This window comes from Pseudoalteromonas sp. CST2, assembly GCF_028599385.1.
GTDB classification, from domain to species: domain Bacteria; phylum Pseudomonadota; class Gammaproteobacteria; order Enterobacterales; family Alteromonadaceae; genus Pseudoalteromonas; species Pseudoalteromonas atlantica.
The window spans coordinates 152,909-168,422 of record NZ_JAQREO010000009.1 but is presented as its reverse complement, the minus strand read 5'-3'; the positions used below and the strand labels follow the sequence as shown (position 1 = coordinate 168,422).

Annotated in this window: 13 protein-coding genes; 5 read left to right on the top strand and 8 right to left on the bottom strand. The window is 40.2% G+C overall.

Annotated features, from left to right (window positions below; translation table 11 throughout):
• Positions 1–448 precede the first annotated feature (448 nt).
• The 4 genes from PSH41_RS13235 to PSH41_RS13220 all read right to left on the bottom strand — a co-directional run bounded on the left by PSH41_RS13235 (position 449) and on the right by PSH41_RS13220 (position 5,589).
• The gene (locus PSH41_RS13235; RefSeq protein WP_273589240.1) at positions 449–1,948 is read right to left on the bottom strand and encodes a phospholipase effector Tle1 domain-containing protein; all 1,500 of its coding nucleotides are present in this window, start codon (positions 1,946–1,948) and stop codon (positions 449–451) included.
• 111 nt (positions 1,949–2,059) lie between these two features.
• On the bottom strand, positions 2,060–2,785 hold the full coding sequence (locus tag PSH41_RS13230; RefSeq protein WP_273589239.1) for a hypothetical protein: 726 nt from the start codon (positions 2,783–2,785) through the stop codon (positions 2,060–2,062).
• Between the two features lie 245 nt (positions 2,786–3,030).
• Positions 3,031–4,149, bottom strand: coding sequence for a hypothetical protein (locus PSH41_RS13225; RefSeq protein WP_273589237.1), 1,119 nt, complete (start codon positions 4,147–4,149; stop codon positions 3,031–3,033).
• A 135-nt stretch (positions 4,150–4,284) separates the two neighbouring features.
• Positions 4,285–5,589 carry an NAD(P)/FAD-dependent oxidoreductase gene (locus tag PSH41_RS13220; RefSeq protein ID WP_029772829.1) on the bottom strand — a complete coding sequence of 435 codons (1,305 nt, stop codon included), beginning with the start codon at positions 5,587–5,589 and terminating at the stop codon, positions 4,285–4,287.
• A gap of 503 nt (positions 5,590–6,092) precedes the next feature.
• Between PSH41_RS13220 and PSH41_RS13215 the strand changes: the two genes are divergently transcribed.
• Together PSH41_RS13215 and PSH41_RS13210 are read left to right on the top strand one after the other, a co-directional pair.
• The gene (locus PSH41_RS13215) at positions 6,093–8,021 is read left to right on the top strand and encodes a RecQ family ATP-dependent DNA helicase (RefSeq protein ID WP_273589236.1); all 1,929 of its coding nucleotides are present in this window, start codon (positions 6,093–6,095) and stop codon (positions 8,019–8,021) included.
• A gap of 45 nt (positions 8,022–8,066) precedes the next feature.
• A complete protein-coding gene (locus PSH41_RS13210; protein WP_024032949.1) occupies positions 8,067–8,375 on the top strand; it encodes a YkgJ family cysteine cluster protein in 309 nt (102 codons plus the stop codon).
• A 67-nt stretch (positions 8,376–8,442) separates the two neighbouring features.
• On the opposite strand, the gene PSH41_RS13205 is transcribed toward PSH41_RS13210, so the two are convergent.
• The 3 genes from PSH41_RS13205 to PSH41_RS13195 form a co-directional block, all read right to left on the bottom strand.
• Positions 8,443–9,060, bottom strand: a complete 618-nt coding sequence (locus PSH41_RS13205) for a glutathione S-transferase family protein (RefSeq protein WP_004586963.1) — start codon at positions 9,058–9,060, stop codon at positions 8,443–8,445.
• 48 nt (positions 9,061–9,108) lie between these two features.
• On the bottom strand, positions 9,109–10,137 hold the full coding sequence (locus tag PSH41_RS13200; protein ID WP_273589235.1) for an NADP-dependent oxidoreductase: 1,029 nt from the start codon (positions 10,135–10,137) through the stop codon (positions 9,109–9,111).
• A 177-nt stretch (positions 10,138–10,314) separates the two neighbouring features.
• Positions 10,315–10,803: a GNAT family N-acetyltransferase gene (locus PSH41_RS13195; protein ID WP_273589234.1), complete on the bottom strand. Its 489-nt coding sequence runs from the start codon at positions 10,801–10,803 to the stop codon at positions 10,315–10,317.
• A 147-nt stretch (positions 10,804–10,950) separates the two neighbouring features.
• Between PSH41_RS13195 and PSH41_RS13190 the strand changes: the two genes are divergently transcribed.
• Positions 10,951–12,156, top strand: a complete 1,206-nt coding sequence (locus PSH41_RS13190; RefSeq protein WP_273589233.1) for an anhydro-N-acetylmuramic acid kinase — start codon at positions 10,951–10,953, stop codon at positions 12,154–12,156.
• 27 nt (positions 12,157–12,183) lie between these two features.
• Here PSH41_RS13190 and PSH41_RS13185 read toward each other — a convergent pair whose 3' ends face one another.
• Positions 12,184–12,669: a hypothetical protein gene (locus tag PSH41_RS13185; RefSeq protein WP_024032946.1), complete on the bottom strand. Its 486-nt coding sequence runs from the start codon at positions 12,667–12,669 to the stop codon at positions 12,184–12,186.
• Positions 12,670–13,372: 703 nt separating this feature from the next.
• On the opposite strand from PSH41_RS13185, the gene PSH41_RS13180 reads away from it, so the two are divergent.
• Complete coding sequence (locus PSH41_RS13180) at positions 13,373–13,975, top strand: hypothetical protein (RefSeq protein ID WP_054200766.1); 603 nt, start codon at positions 13,373–13,375, stop codon at positions 13,973–13,975.
• Between the two features lie 106 nt (positions 13,976–14,081).
• On the top strand, positions 14,082–14,984 hold the full coding sequence (locus PSH41_RS13175; RefSeq protein WP_273589232.1) for a potassium channel family protein: 903 nt from the start codon (positions 14,082–14,084) through the stop codon (positions 14,982–14,984).
• Positions 14,985–15,514: the final 530 nt, after the last annotated feature.

The following is a 15,514-nucleotide window of genomic DNA, read 5'->3' as shown; positions in this document are numbered from 1 at the left end:
TTTGTGAGAATAGAAAGTCAGGGCTTTATCTACGGAGCAGTATTAAATACTAGGCGCAAAGGCAAGCTCACTGACTTCGATGTGATAAATGATAGCTAATCATTTATCAACGAGAGATACAAGGCGCGAAGCTTGCTCGCGTAAAATGCTCGTTACTTCTCTAAAAGTGAAGCGCCTCTAAGCCTCTTTGTGGTTTATTGATCTTTAATACAATATGCACAAAGAGAAGAGAGAGAAGTAAACGAGCAGCCAAAGTAAATTAGTATAAGTTATCTGTATATCACCACCGAGTACACCGAGGCGCTTCGCGCTACACAGAGAAAACACCCGTAACGTTTAGTCACTTCTCTAGGTATTCTCCTTCGCTTCTCGGTGGTGAAACAATCACTTTATACCTCGGTTAAAGCATTGTTTTTAAACGCCAGCAAGCTGCGCGATTACAGCCCATTTAACTTATGCGGGTTACTTTTACTTTTATTTTTCCTGCATTGGCGCCGTAAAATCGGCTTAAGTCATTGGCAAAGGGGCTAAATTCACCTGATTTAGTAATGGTTACTGTAGCGCCATTGGCTATTTCAAATAAATATTCGTCGTTATTGTTAATTGCGCCAACCAAAGAGAACCACTGCGCTCTTGGAAGTCGTCTAAATGGTTCAAGCAATGCCATAGGGATTTCTTTAACCCCTAATTGCACATTATCGCGGTGCCAGCCGCTCGCGGTGCATTTTATGCCGTCGTCATACCAAAATTGATTGGGGTAAGGTTCAAACTTATAAGTTGCGCCTTCAACTAACATAAGCCCTGTATTGTTATGTGCCTCGCTGGCAAACACTATTACATCTTGGCTTTGCGAAACTTGTAATACGCTCATGTTTTGGTTTTCAAGGGCAATGTGTTGGCTTAAACCAGTAAAGCTTAATGTGCTGTTATCGTTATACCTAATTTTGTAATGCAGGTTTTTAAGCGATTCTGGGCGATAGCTAGTTAGTTTATTAATTCGTGTAGCTACGCTTTGATGTATATGTGGTTCTAGGTTGCTGGCTTCGTTATCAATAAGTACATAGCACTCCCTATCCACCAATTTAAAAAAGGGATTAAACCAAAAGTAATTTTGCTGATGACTTAAAGCCAGAGGATCGGGCGTTACGGTTACATCGTCTTGGTCAACTAATTTACTGCCAGGCAATAAGGTTTCGTAGTCAATATCGTGGCTGGTTAATAAGCTAATATTAAGTGGTTGCTCAATTAACCATTCAAGCGCATAGCGCAGGCAAATATCAGCTAGGCCATCGCGGTAATAACCGCCGCCAATATCTGAATGTGCCCCTGCAAACCAAAGCTCGGTAATATTATTTTGATGGTTCATTAGGGTGGGTTCAAACGCACGGCGTTTTTCATCAAGTGCTACGCAGTGCAGTGCCTGCGAAATATTATTAGCAATGGTGTGGTTTTCAAATATTACATGCTCGGCACCGCGCGTTGCTTTACTGACTTTTGATAAACCTATTGAGGCCACGGTATCAAATACACATACGTAAACATTATCGTTAATTAAAGGCTCTAGGATTTTTGCGAAACGCCTAGCGAGTGCGCCGCCTCGGCTAAAACCGGTAAGTAAAAGGGTATCGCCTAGTTGGTAATTTTCTTTAAAATCACTCATGGCTTGATTTAAAATACTGGCAACATCGTCACCACGTGGCGCTAAAGTTTGGTTCAAAATACGTTTTAAGCGGCTACCTTTAGTGCCAATACCTTGATAATAAAAACTAAGTTGGTTTGTAAATGGGGTGGTGGGGGAGTCATCGAGTTTGCCGCCTAATAATAAATGCAGCTTAAGAATATTAGAAATACTACTGTCTTCTTTAAAATGGTCTGAGCTAAATTGCTCTGCATCGCGAGGCTCGCCCCCAGTACCATCAAAATTAAAAATTAGCGTTTTACCCGTCATAGCCCTAATCCTTTAATTGTTTTAAATACTCTACACAGGCAATGTTAAATATTAAAGACATTAATTTTTCAAATAGCACGCTAAGAGGCGTTAGCGTGCTTAGCGGGTTATTTAGTGATTATCAAATATATAATGATTTAGCTCTGTGCCCTGGGCAGGCTTAAGCGCTGGGTTTAGCTGAATTAACTGCTGATAAACCTCAGGGTAAAACATTTTTAATCGTGCTACGCGGGCTAAGTGGTTTGGCTCAAATTTTTCCACAAGCTGCAAAGCTAAAGGAATCATTGGGCTTAACTCCCCTTTTGAATAACTTTGCTCTAATGCTAAGTCGAGTATATCTACGCCAAGCTTACTGGGATCAGCCGGTATTTTATTATCAATTAAAAACTGTACTGCCTCAGAAGAAGACGATGCAGCTTGTGTATAAACGTCGCGCCCATGTATATCGGTAATCGAAAAATCAAAACCCGCCTGTGCGAGTGCTTGCCAATGGTTTATCGAAAAACGGCTTAATCGTGTTAACTCACGCGGTGGCTTAGGGTTTATGCGGTTTTGCCAAGTAGTGATTAAATCATCAGGGTTTAAGAGTAATAAAGAAAAAAGCGTATCGGTTTCGGCTTGAGTTAATACCGTACTGAGGCTGTATTCATAAGCTTTTTGATATTCTTTCTTAGATAAATATTCGTTAAATGTGCTTTGGCTTCTATCGTTTGAAAGCTGGTTACTCAGACTACTCCACCAATAATTGACTAAAACAGGGTCTATATCGTGCAAAACACGTACAAAGTTAGATCCGTGCTTATTTTTAACCTGTTGAACTTTGTCATAAGCTTGCATTACTGTGTGCAGCTGCTCTGTATCTTTTAACTGTTGTTGTAACAGCTCACAGTTTTGCCTTTTATTGTTTAGCTGCGCTTTTTGCTGCTTTAAATCTACTAAAAAAAGGGCAACATCAGAATTATCAGGCTCAGTTATTTGGGGTAACGCGTTATTGTTATTTTTACCAATAGGGCTAAAGTAAGCGTATTGCGCGGGGTTGTCCTGCTTATTAATATAGGCCCCTTGCTGGTAAATAAAGTCATTTACAAAAATACCCCTTTGCTATTTAGGTCTTCATTCGCATTGCCGCTATGTGCTTTGTAACCACGCTTTTTAAGATAATCTAAAAGCTGGGTGTGCTTAGTATCTAATGGGGCTAGGGTTAAGTTACCGCTTTTAGGCAGGTTTACAATAGCCACGTCTAAACCTGTAAATAGGCCTGGCTCGTTGGTTGGCGTAACGCCTTTTGTTTGCAGTGCTTTTACAAGAGGTAAATTAAATTTACTGACCGCAATATCGGCTAAGTTATATAAAACAGTGTTTTTTTCGTATAACGGCATGGCATCTAGCACGGGAACTTGCTGTAAAAGCGCAATAATATACTCATTAGGAATATCGTTTTTTATAGCGGTAGCCACTTCATTCACTGTAAATTGGTTAGATGAAATTGCCTGCTCAAACTCTTTTGGCGTAAATTTATTTGCATTAAGCACAAACAATGTCGCCGGAGAAATTACCTCACTGCCTTCAAGTTTAATAAAGGTTTTAGAGTAAGTGGTAAATGTATCGGTGTTGTTTAATAAAGCATAAAGGGTTTCTTTTTGTACATTTTCATCAAGGGGTACACTCAGAGTAAGTCCTGGAGGGTTATGCTTATTATCTCCAAGCTGTTGTATCATTTCTTGTACTTTATCATTGGTGAAGCCCTTAATAGCCTCAATGCCTTGCCAATTAGCTAGCTCGTTTAAAGAGCTAGTAATATTAAGCTGCTGTTTTTGCTCAGTAACTATGGCATCTCTTAAAAAGGCAATGTATTGACGATTATTGATTTCTGATAGGTTTGCATACTTTAAAAGCGTGGATACCGATGTCCCTTTTTTAAGTTCACTTACAAAAAATGAAACAAGCGACTGATTCAATGTTTGTACTTTATTGCTTTGTTGTTGTGACTGATCTCTACACAGGCTAATCTGTTTTTTTAGTTTATTAACTACCTGTAGCGGTGAGTCCTCATTTGGCTGCTTTTTATTAACTACGCTTGCCTCAGAGGTGGTTGGTTTCACTTGTTCTGCTTGCTCTACAGCTACAGAGTGCGGTTGAGTTTGAAAAAAATAAACAGCTAAAGCAGTGATTATTACAATCCCAAAAAGTACTTTTTTCATTAGCGTCAATCCCTTGAATTACAATTACATCTAACTGCATGGTACTATTTTAGATACGCATAAAGCAAAAAAGCTTTAAAAGATAATTTACATTACCTATTAAAGCTTTTTGACTATTTAGCTGCTGTTTATGTACTAGTGCAGTTTCATTTTAGGGCGCACAACACGCAGTACTTTTTCGCTTATCCATAATGCAAAGGTTTTTGCGCTGCCGTGTATGGCGCGCTGGTGCATGCGATACAGTGATATATACATAAAGCGAGCAATTTTACCTTCTATAAAAAAGGTATTGCTGGTTAAGTTACCCATTAAATTACCTACCGTACTGTAGCGCGATAAGTTAACGAGAGAGCCATGGTCGCTATATTTAAAGCCGCATAATGGCTGTTGTTTTAACGTGGCAATAAGATTTTTTTCTACACATAGCGCCATTTGATGCGCCGATTGCGCACGTGGTGGAACGAGCTTTCCGTCTTCTTGGGTAAAGGCGCAGCAATCACCAATAACAAAAATGCTTTCATCTACGGTGCTTTGTAAAAACTCGTTTACTTGAATTTGGTTACTGCGGGTAAGGTCAAAAATACCTAAATCTTTAATAAAATCTGGCGCTTTTACACCTGCAGCCCATACCATTATATCGGCGTCTATGTGTTCTTCGTCTTTTGTTATAAACCCTTGTTCGGTGGCTTCTTTTACCAGTGTTTGCTCTCGTACGTTTACGCCGAGTTTTAATAACTCGCGCTTTGCGCTATCGGCTATGCGCTCGGGTAGGGCGGGCAAAATACGGGGCCCCGCTTCTATTAAATGAATATGTAAACGCTTAGACGACATATTTGTAAGGCCGTAAAGCTTTAATAATTCAGATACATGGTAAAGCTCTGCCGAGAGCTCAACGCCGGTTGCGCCGCCGCCCACAATGGCAATATTTAATGATTGCTGTTGGTTGTCGTCTTGGTGAAGGCGAGTAAAGCTGTCGAGTAGAGAATGCTGAAAACGCTCAGCTTGCTGATTTGAGTCTAAAAAGTAGCAATGATCTTTTATGCCTGGGGTATTAAAGTCGTTGCTTACGCTGCCAATGGCAATAACAAGGTGGTCGTAGCGTACGCTGCGCTGCGGCAAAATAGTGTGGCCTAGCTCATCAAGGTGCGGTGCAAGGGTAATGGTTTTATTGCTTTGGTCTATATCGCAAAATGTACCAAGCTGAAAATTATAATGATGTTTTGCAGCGTGGGCTGAATACACAACGCCATCTAAATCGGGGTCAATAGAGCCTGTCGCTACTTCGTGTAGTAACGGCTTCCATATGTGGGTGCGGTTTTTATCGATTAAAAGAATTTCGGCTTGTTTTTTCTTCCCTAATTTATGCCCTAATTGTGTTGCCAGCTCTAGTCCGCCTGCGCCACCGCCAATAACGACGATTTTAGGTTTAGTTATATTCATAGCAATGCCCTTAAAAAATAATATACCCAAATAATCTGCTTATAACGCTTATAAAAAATCACTTGGGTATACAAAATTAGCTTGGCTGTTAACACCATTGAGCATCTGGTGCGTATTTTGCGCCTAAATAAAACATATGTCAGCAATTGATAAGCTTATTTGTTGTATACTAAGGTCTAAATTGCCTCAGTATGAAAAATTTAGCGCTTTACAGGGCCCTAATATAAAGGCGCTACTTTACATAAAAGACAGCTTGCTTTTAATAGGGTATAACGCTGATATTAAATGCTTTTAATTATTTTAACCTATTGATTTTAAGTAGGTTTTAGTGCTTTGTGGATTATTGCAATAAAGCCGCTAATACTTGCAATCTATGCATTATCTAAATTGCTTTTAATGCCAACAGACACTCTTATATTGAGATGCTTTGGGCTATATGCAAATATTTCATTTACGTTGCACTTTTGCTGTTAAAGCCTATTCCCTAGCCAAAAAGGATATTTATGACCACGCCATTAATTAAATCACTTGAGCAGCATTTTGGTTTTAGCCAATTTAGAGCAGGGCAACAGCAAACCATTGAGCAGCTTTTAAATGGGCAGTCGTCACTGGCTATATTTCCTACGGGGTCGGGTAAGTCGTTGTGTTATCAGCTAACAGCTATGCATTTACCAAACTTAACCTTGGTGGTGTCGCCCTTACTTGCATTGATGAAAGATCAAATTAGCTTTTTAAATAGCAAAGGTATTTACGCGGCAAGCCTTGATTCTAGCCAAGACCAAATGCAAAGCAGCACCGTAATGAACGATGTGCGAAATGGTAAAATTAAAGTATTAATGGTGTCGGTTGAGCGTTTTAAAAACGAGCGTTTTAGAGAGTTTATAAGCCAAGTTGCGCTGTCTATGCTGGTGGTAGACGAAGCGCACTGTATATCTGAATGGGGCCATAACTTTAGACCCGACTACCTTAAATTACCGCGATACCGCGAAGAGCTAAATATTCCACTGGTACTATTACTCACCGCCACAGCCACTAAAAAAGTAAAACGCGACATGAGCGAGCGTTTTAATATTGCCCCTGAGTGTATTGTACAAACCGGCTTTTACCGCGCTAACCTCGATTTAAGTGTGCTAAGTGTAAAAACGGCTGACAAAAACACTGAGCTTACAAACATAGTGCGTGCGCAAAATGGCCCAGGTATTGTGTATGTAACGCTTCAGCAAAGTGCAGAGCAAGTGGCTAATACGCTAAGTGCGCAAGGTATTCAGGCGGTTGCGTATCATGCAGGGCTTGAAGATACACTACGCTGGCAAATTCAAGATGATTTTATGGCGGGTAAAATTAACGTTGTTGTGGCAACAATAGCCTTTGGTATGGGCGTTGATAAATCAGATATTCGCTTTGTTATTCATTACGATTTACCAAAATCAATTGAAAACTACAGCCAAGAAATTGGCCGTGCAGGGCGCGATGGCAACCCATCAAACTGCTACACCTTGGCTAATTTAGATGGCCTAAACACAGTTGAAAACTTTGTGTATGGCGACACCCCTGAGCTGAGCGGCATTGAATACGTAATTAACGATATTAAAGCCCAGCCGCAGCAATGGGAAATGCAAGAGTACAGCTTATCGAGCGAAAGTAACATTCGCCAATTAGCGCTTAAAACCTTGCTGGTACAACTAGAAATGCAAGGCGCAATAACGCCGCAATATGCTTACTACGCCGATTTTAAATACAAGTTTTTGGTTGATAAAAACGAGTTACTTAGCCAGTTTGACGAGCAGCGCCAAGCCTTTTTAACGCAAATATTTAGCCATACCGATTTTAAAAAAATATGGGGCACGCTTAATTTTGACACCCTTACCCAAGCCGCCCAAGTTGACCGTAAGCGGGTTGTGGCCGCGCTTGACTACCTAGCCGAAAAAAACCTAATAACCCTTGAAACCAAACGTATTACCCAAGTTTACAAAGTGCATAGTGAGGTTATAAATAACCCTGAACTTGCAAAACAATTACACAGTTATTTTATCGAAAAAGAACAAGCCGAGATTAAACGTATAGCTGCATTGGTACGCTTTTTTGAGCTACAAAGTTGCTTAAGCTATAACTTGGCGCGTTATTTTGACGACCAAAATGCGCCAGCGCAATGCGGGCATTGTAGTGTATGCCGTGGTAATGCTGTAAAACTTGAATATTCAATAGAGCCTGCTCACATTGCCGATGACGTTGTTTATCAAAAAGTGGATGAGTTTTTAGCGCACATGACAACAAAAGGTATTCACAGTGTAGGTATTGAAACCCAGTGCCGCTTTTTAGCGGGCATGAGCGTGCCATTATTTGCACGTAATAAAGTACGCCAACTGAGTGGTTTTGCGCTTTGTGAGCAGATGCGTTACAGCGATATAAAAGCAAAACTACTAGCGCGTTAAATTAGTTACTGTATCCTAGTGGCTTATTCAAAAAAGTAAGTCACTATGCCTAATACTGTTATTCCAAGTAAAACTATTCCCTCTACACCTGAGCCCGTAACTTGCGCTAATTGCCAGGCATGTTGCTGCCAATTAGAAGTGCGCATAGTGACCGACACGGGCGTGCCTTTTCAATACATTGATTACGACAAATGGGGCAGCGAAGTAATGAAACGCGCAGACGACGGCTGGTGCCAAGCGCTCGACCGCAATACCCTAATGTGTACCATTTACGAAAACCGCCCACTTACGTGCCGCGAGTTTGAAATGGCCTCAAACGAGTGTATTACAGAGCGCGAAATAGCGGGTATTTAATAAAAACATATGCACTAAAAAAGGGGCTCAAAAAGCCCCTTTGGTTTATCTGTGTTTTGTACTTTAATTAATCGTATTTAGCTTCTAGCTCATTAGCTGTATGAAACTTCTCGTGGCTTTGTAATTGTTCATCGTATTTTACAAGGTGTTTAAAGTGGGCAAGCTGGCCTGAGTTTTTAACTATTTCTACAATAAACGACATCATAATATCGGCACCGGTTAACGTGTCGCCGACTAAATAACGCTTACCTTGGAGTCGGTCGTTAAAGTAGCTAATTACTTTCACGGTTTCTGCATCGGCGTAATTTTCTAAAAACTCTGTTTTAGCGCCATCTTTTAAAACAAACATTTTAAGCAACAGCGGTAAAATAGCAGAGCTTTCGGCAAAGTGAAGCCATTGTTGATATTCAACATATTCAGCGGTGCCTGCTTTTGGCGCAAATTTACCGTTACCGTATTTAGTAATTAAATAGTCGGTAATAGCGCCAGATTCTGTAACAATTAAGCCATCGTCTTCAATCACTGGAGACTTACCTAATTGGTGTACTTTTTTAAGTTCGTCAGGCGCTAAAAAGGTCTCTGTGTTGCGCTGGTAGGCAACAATTTCGTAATCAACATCAAGCTCTTCTAAAAGCCAAATAATACGTTTTGAGCGCGATTTATTTAAATGGTGTAGTTTAATCATGTCAGTCCTTGTTGGCGTTACTGCATGTGCAGTAACGCTTTGTAAAATTTAAAGTGGCTCGTTAATTTTAACAACGGTTTTACCAAAGTTTTTACCGTTTAGCATATCGTTGAATGCGCTAATGGTGTTTTCAATACCTTCTACCATGTGTTCGCGGTATTGTACTTTGCCATCTTGTAGCCATTTTTGCATGTCTTGTGCAAATTCGTCGTAACGGTCGCCGTAATCGTCAAAAATTATAAAGCCTTGCATTTTAATACGTTTAGTAAGCAATTGCCCCATTAGCATACCCATACGATCTGGCCCATCTGGAAGGCTGGTAGAATTATATTGCGACACTAAACCACACAGTGGCACACGGGCTGCGGTATTAAGTAGAGGTAATACGGCATCAAACACTTTACCGCCCACATTTTCATAATAAACATCTATGCCGTTATCACAGGCTTTTTCTAGCTGCTCTGCAAAGTCATCAGCTTTGTGATCAATACAGGCATCAAAGCCCAGCTTTTCAACGGCATGTGTACATTTTTCGCTGCCACCAGCAACGCCTACCACTTTACAGCCTTTAATTTTAGCTATTTGGCCAACGGTTGCGCCTACCGGCCCTGTTGCTGCGGCTACTACAACGGTTTCGCCTTCTTTAGGTGCGCCAATATCAAGTAAGCCCATGTAGGCTGTAAAGCCAGGCATACCCATAATACCGAGTGCGTACGATGGGTTTTCTGGCTCTTTACCTAATTGCATAAGACCTTCGCCGTTAGTAATGGCGTAATCTTGCCAACCGGTGTAAGCAAGTACCCATTCGCCTTCGCTGTATTTATCGTTTTTAGACTCTTCTACTTGGCATACGGTAGCGCCTACCATTACATCGCCCACATTAACCGGATCGGCATACGACTTTGCATCGCTCATGCGGCCACGCATGTATGGGTCAAGTGATAGGTAAATAGTGCGCAGCAGCACCTCGCCATCTTTAAGCGCTGGTAAATCTACTGTTTTAAGTTCAAAGTTTTCATCGGTAGGGGCACCGTGCGGGCGTGATGCTAAAGTAAGTTGACGACTAGTTGCAGACATAAAAATCTCCTCTTAAGAGTGAATTTACTTAGCGAATGTTTACGCGTTTAAAACCAGGTTGAGCCTAAACAATAATGCGCGCTAAGTTATACGAAAATAAAAATTTGTACCTTAATACACGAGCTTTGGGCGCGAGGCTGGTAATTCAAGCTTTGCAGAGTATTTATTCTAAACGGTTTATTTTAGCTTGCTAAAAATATGGCTATCGTAAAATACACCATTTTTATAAATGGCCTGTTTGAGCACAGCCTCGGCCTTAAAACCGCATTTAGTGAGTGCCTTTACAGAGCCTGTATTGCCAGCAAATACAGCGCCAAAAATACGGTTTAGGTTTGAGCTTTTAAATGCGTCATCGCAAATATGCGAAATAGCATGAGTCATTACTCCTTGCCCCCAAAAGTCACTATTAAGCCAATAGCCTATTTCGCCACTGCGGCTGAATTCAAATTCTCCGGGGGTGATACCAATACACCCCGCAAATTGCTCATCTACAACAATGGCCTTAACTATTCCACTTTTAGAGCCTTGGTTTATCCACCAGTCGGCGTCGGCTTGAGTATACGGAAATGGAATTTTAGAGGATAAAAAGCGCGTAACCTGTTCATCGTTTAAGGTATTAATAATATGTGGCGCGTCCTTTGGTTTAAAGTCTCTTAGGGTGATCATTGTTTTAATAAAGTGTCTGTTGCATACGGGTCAACTTAGCAAGCAATTAGAGATTGCACAATCACAAAGATTAACCGTTTACGGCTATAACTTTGTTTTAAAGTACTCTAATATAAGCAAAATATAATACCTGTTTAAGATACCTTTATGCACCCACACATAGCAGCACTTTATAATAGTGCCCAAAAACCAAGCCGTTTAATTATAGGTTTAATGAGTGGTACCTCGTTAGATGGGCTCGATGTAGCACTGTGTAAGGTAACGGGCGCAGGTATAAATACGCAAATTGAAGTGCTTAACTTTACCACCGTTGACTATAACAACGAGTATAAAAGCAAAATAAAGCAGGTATTTGCCAAACGAGAGTGTGACTTAGAACTTGTTACCTTACTGCATCCATGGGTTGGTAAACTCCATGGCGATATGGTTAATCAGTGCTTACATACTTGGCAGGTAAATCCAGCAAGTATTGATGTAATAGCCAGTCATGGGCAAACAATTTACCACTGCCCACAGTCGCAGCATAATCATAAAAGCTTTACTAATGGCACATTACAAATTGGCGATAGCGACCAAATAGCCGTTACTACCGGTATTACAACGATTGGCGACTTTAGGCAAAAACACATAGCCGCAGGAGGGGAAGGTGCACCGCTTGCGGTATATGGCGATTACTTATTTTTTGCAAACCCCAATGAGAACCGCATTTTATTAAACATGGGTGGTATTGCTAATTTAACGTTTTTACCTAAAAGCGGTGATACAAATAGCGTATTTAGTAGCGACATAGGCCCAGGTAACACCATTATGGATGCGTACGTACAGCAGAATTTTAAAGGTATGCACTTTGATGATGGCGCTAAAATAGCTAAAGCTGGCAAGGTTAATTCACTCTTATTAAATGCATTGTGTAGCAACACTTTTTTTGAGCTTGCGCTGCCTAAAACAACAGGGCCTGAGGTATTTAATTTAGGCTATTTGCATGCCGCTCAGCTGCAAACAAATACACAGCACTTAAGCCATGAAGATGTAATGGCAACTTTAAATATGTTTAGCGCGAGGGTAATTGCAAATGCGTTAAACGAATGCGCGCAAAGTGCTAAAGAGTGTGTGGTGTACGCAAGTGGTGGCGGTATTCATAACCCATTATTAATGGCGCACCTTAATGCGCTGTGCCCGACTATTAAAGCGTTTAAAAATACCGACGATTTAGGCATAAACCCCGATGCCAAAGAGGCCGTACTATTTGCCATTTTAGCCAACGAATGCCTAGCAGGTGAGCAGCAGCACCTAAATAATACTGCGCAGGGTATTGCAGGGGTCACTATGGGTAAAGTGAGTTTTGCTGATTAAGTTTTTATAAATTTGTATACCAGCACATTAAAAAAACGAAAATAAACTTGAGCTCATATTACGAAAGTATTTTTTAACGCCGTGTGGCTTAGTTTGGCTTTTAAGGGCTTGCTGATTTTTATAACCAGCCTCAAACGCATTTACTTGCATATCAAACTGTAAACTATTTTTTAAAGTGGCATTTAAGCCATGCAGCATCAATTGCATTACTAAGCAGTGGCTTTGGGTAATTTTACTTAATGTTAAATACACATAACCACGCTCTAAGTCGGCGTTAGTGAGTACTTTTTCAGTAAAGTATTGCGCATCACGGGCACTGGGATACGTTGCGCTCAGCGAAATAATATCGTTTTCGTGGGCGTCGTCAGGCAATACGCATTGCAGCGTTATTTCATGCATAGCACTGGCTTGCAAGGTTAACTGCTCGTATTCCATTGTGTGGCCCATAGCCGCAGAGAGAGGATCTTCAAACGATTGTAACGCAAATGTGAGTTGCGTCATTGGTGTGCTCATTTACTTCAACTTCTAGATTATAAAAAATACAGTTCGAGTTTAAATTATCACCTATTTTGATTGCAGTTTTATGACAAATTGCACTTAATCGGATAAACGCTGTATTTTGATCAAAAAAGATCGCTATATGTTCTTTCTCATTCAACTTTGGAATGGTTTGTCACACATCTGGAATAAAGAGCTATATGTTGTAAGGTCTATAGCGGTGTTGTTGTTCCTTATTTGAGTTTTTCTCATAGGCTTCTCTTCATAGGGAATAGAATTTGGTTTTTAGGCTTTACCTAATCAAAGCATTAAATAGAGATTCCAAATTAAAATTTCATACTTATCTTTTTTGATTTAATACGGTATGCATTGCGGTTGAATGTTGTAGCTCGTATTAAAAGAGTGCCCGCACAAGCCAAGCTATCTTATGCTAAAAATGTAGTAAGGCCTTTATGAGCGATAACAGGTCATTGAGATTGGCTAAATATCGTCGTTAATTGATTGGTTAAACTGCACTTTGCGCATATATTCATGAAAATGAGCGCTGCGCGCAAATTGGATTATTTAAGTTTACCTAAAAACTTTAGAAAACTTAGTGATAGTAATACCTTAGGTAATTTGTTAAAACTATATAAAGTAGATAAATGAGCGCTAAGTCGGTAGAAATATGCGCGACGAGCGCACTATTAAATTGTTAGTACCCTCAGAGACTCTGTTTATGAAATCAAAGTTAATTAGGACCGCTGAGAAAAACGGTTTTACCAAAGCGGGAAGTGATGGTGCTCAAGTGCGGTATCTCAAACCCATCAATAATGACTTTTCGTATGGATTTCTGATTGGCCGCACTGGTAAAGATGATATAACTGCTGTTCAATTCGGGCTAATTAACCACCCTATGTGGGAGTTGCAACAAGAGGTTGAAGGCACTAAAGATCTAAATATCTTATTCCTCTTGTTTACTTTACTCCTCAATCCGGTACATGAGGAAAGTGGAAAACCAAGAAGTCTCGATTCCGATACCGTATCAGAGCTAATGCAAACGAAAATAGACTTTTTTGACGCCAACTTGGCTCAAATAATAAAAGATACAGTCCGTTTCCTAACAGAGTTTCGTTATCCGCCCTTATTCGTAACTGAGGAGCACTTGCTTTTTGATGGGCTTGCCCACTATTACGGTTTGCTATATAAGCATCTTTATGTGAGTAAATTGTCGGCTGAAGAAATTGACTCTCACATTGATAGTCTTCTGGAAATGGGGTTAAGTGAAAGAGCTCACCCTATATTTCGTTTGGGGTTGTTAAAGCAGTACGTCGGGTACTAACAAGTCAATTCAGCAGGACAAAAAACAGTTGGTTTTGCTCCTGCGTCGCTAATTTTAACCAACTATTTTTTGCCTCTGATTGAGGCGTTAAGTTACCAAGGATAGTATGAGTTTAAATTCTATTTCGGTTAAAAAATTAGTTTTAGCATATTTTGCATGCATAATATTTTTCGCTGTTGTCTATTTTTATTGCTCACCTACAGCGTTGCAAAACTTCAACCAAGAGTTATCGCCAATAAACGCTCTATATTTTAGTATTGTTACAATAACAACCCTTGGCTATGGAGATATTCTTCCAACTTCTGAACCCATGCAATTAGTTATCTCGGTCCAAGCATTACTAGGGATTGTTATTCTAGGTATGCTTATTAACGCGGCTTGGTCAAACTATGCTGAAAAAGTTGAAAAGAAGACAGAAACTGCATTAAAACATCAAGCTCAATTAGAAAATGACCGAAAGCTAAAAGCCTATTCTAATGCTATTTCATGGGTATTTAACAACATGAGACATTCGTTTTTTGAAGTTACAACTCCTGTTGTAGATAGGGAAGGAGCATCATTGGAATTGAATCAAGATTTCAAGGAAAAAGATCTCGTCGGTATGTTTGATATCTCATTAAAATATAAGAATGGTTTTACCACTTCGATTGAAGCATTTTACAATAACGAAGATGATCTTGTAAGCGAGCTCAAATTTATATTAGCAAACTTTGATTTGGACCATTATCAAAGCTTGCAAAAATCGATAGTAGACTATATCAGTTTTTATTTCTCAGACCAGTCTAGAGGTGCGCTATTGTTACATAGTGCCAACTGCCCAAATGGCAAAGACATAGAAACAATAAGGCAGTGCTTAGAAAACCATGGAGATGGTGACCAATTCAAGGAAGGGTTTAGTAGTACTATTTTGAATCCAATACTCATCTTTTCACTAACGGTTAAAACAAAGTATAAACATCTGACGAGCATTAGTGATGAACTGCAAAATATAAGTTTAAAGGTAACTTAACAAACGCTTCAACCAAGGACGCAAAACAGCAGGCTTGCGCTCCTTCGTCGCTAATTTCAGCCTGCTATTTTGCGCCGGTTAAGCGAGGCGTTAGCTCTCACGGAGGGGAACATGAGTGAGCCAGATTATTCAACATATTCAATGGAAGAGCTTCTTGATTGCCAAGAAATGATCGACCGAGAAAAGTGACCTGAACGTTACCGAAGCATTAACGCTGCTATAGATGCAAAGATGAGCTCAAGCCCAGAGGAAAAAGCCACAAATAAGCAGATTAGGTTTACTAAATTTTGCTATGAATTATCAGGCGAGCTTTACTGGAGCCTAAGCGACGAATTCCTTGCATTTTGTTCAGCTTTTTCTCGTAAAAGCAGTGGGCAATTACCGAGCGCTGTTGCAGATGAAAAATGCCCAATTTGTCAAGGAAACATTGTCGGCAACAAAGCATTGTTGGGCTGGATAGTTAGGTGTGAGGCCTGTGAAGTGGCTGGTAGGATCCTTGATTACAGGAAGTACATTTGGTAACGAGAGCT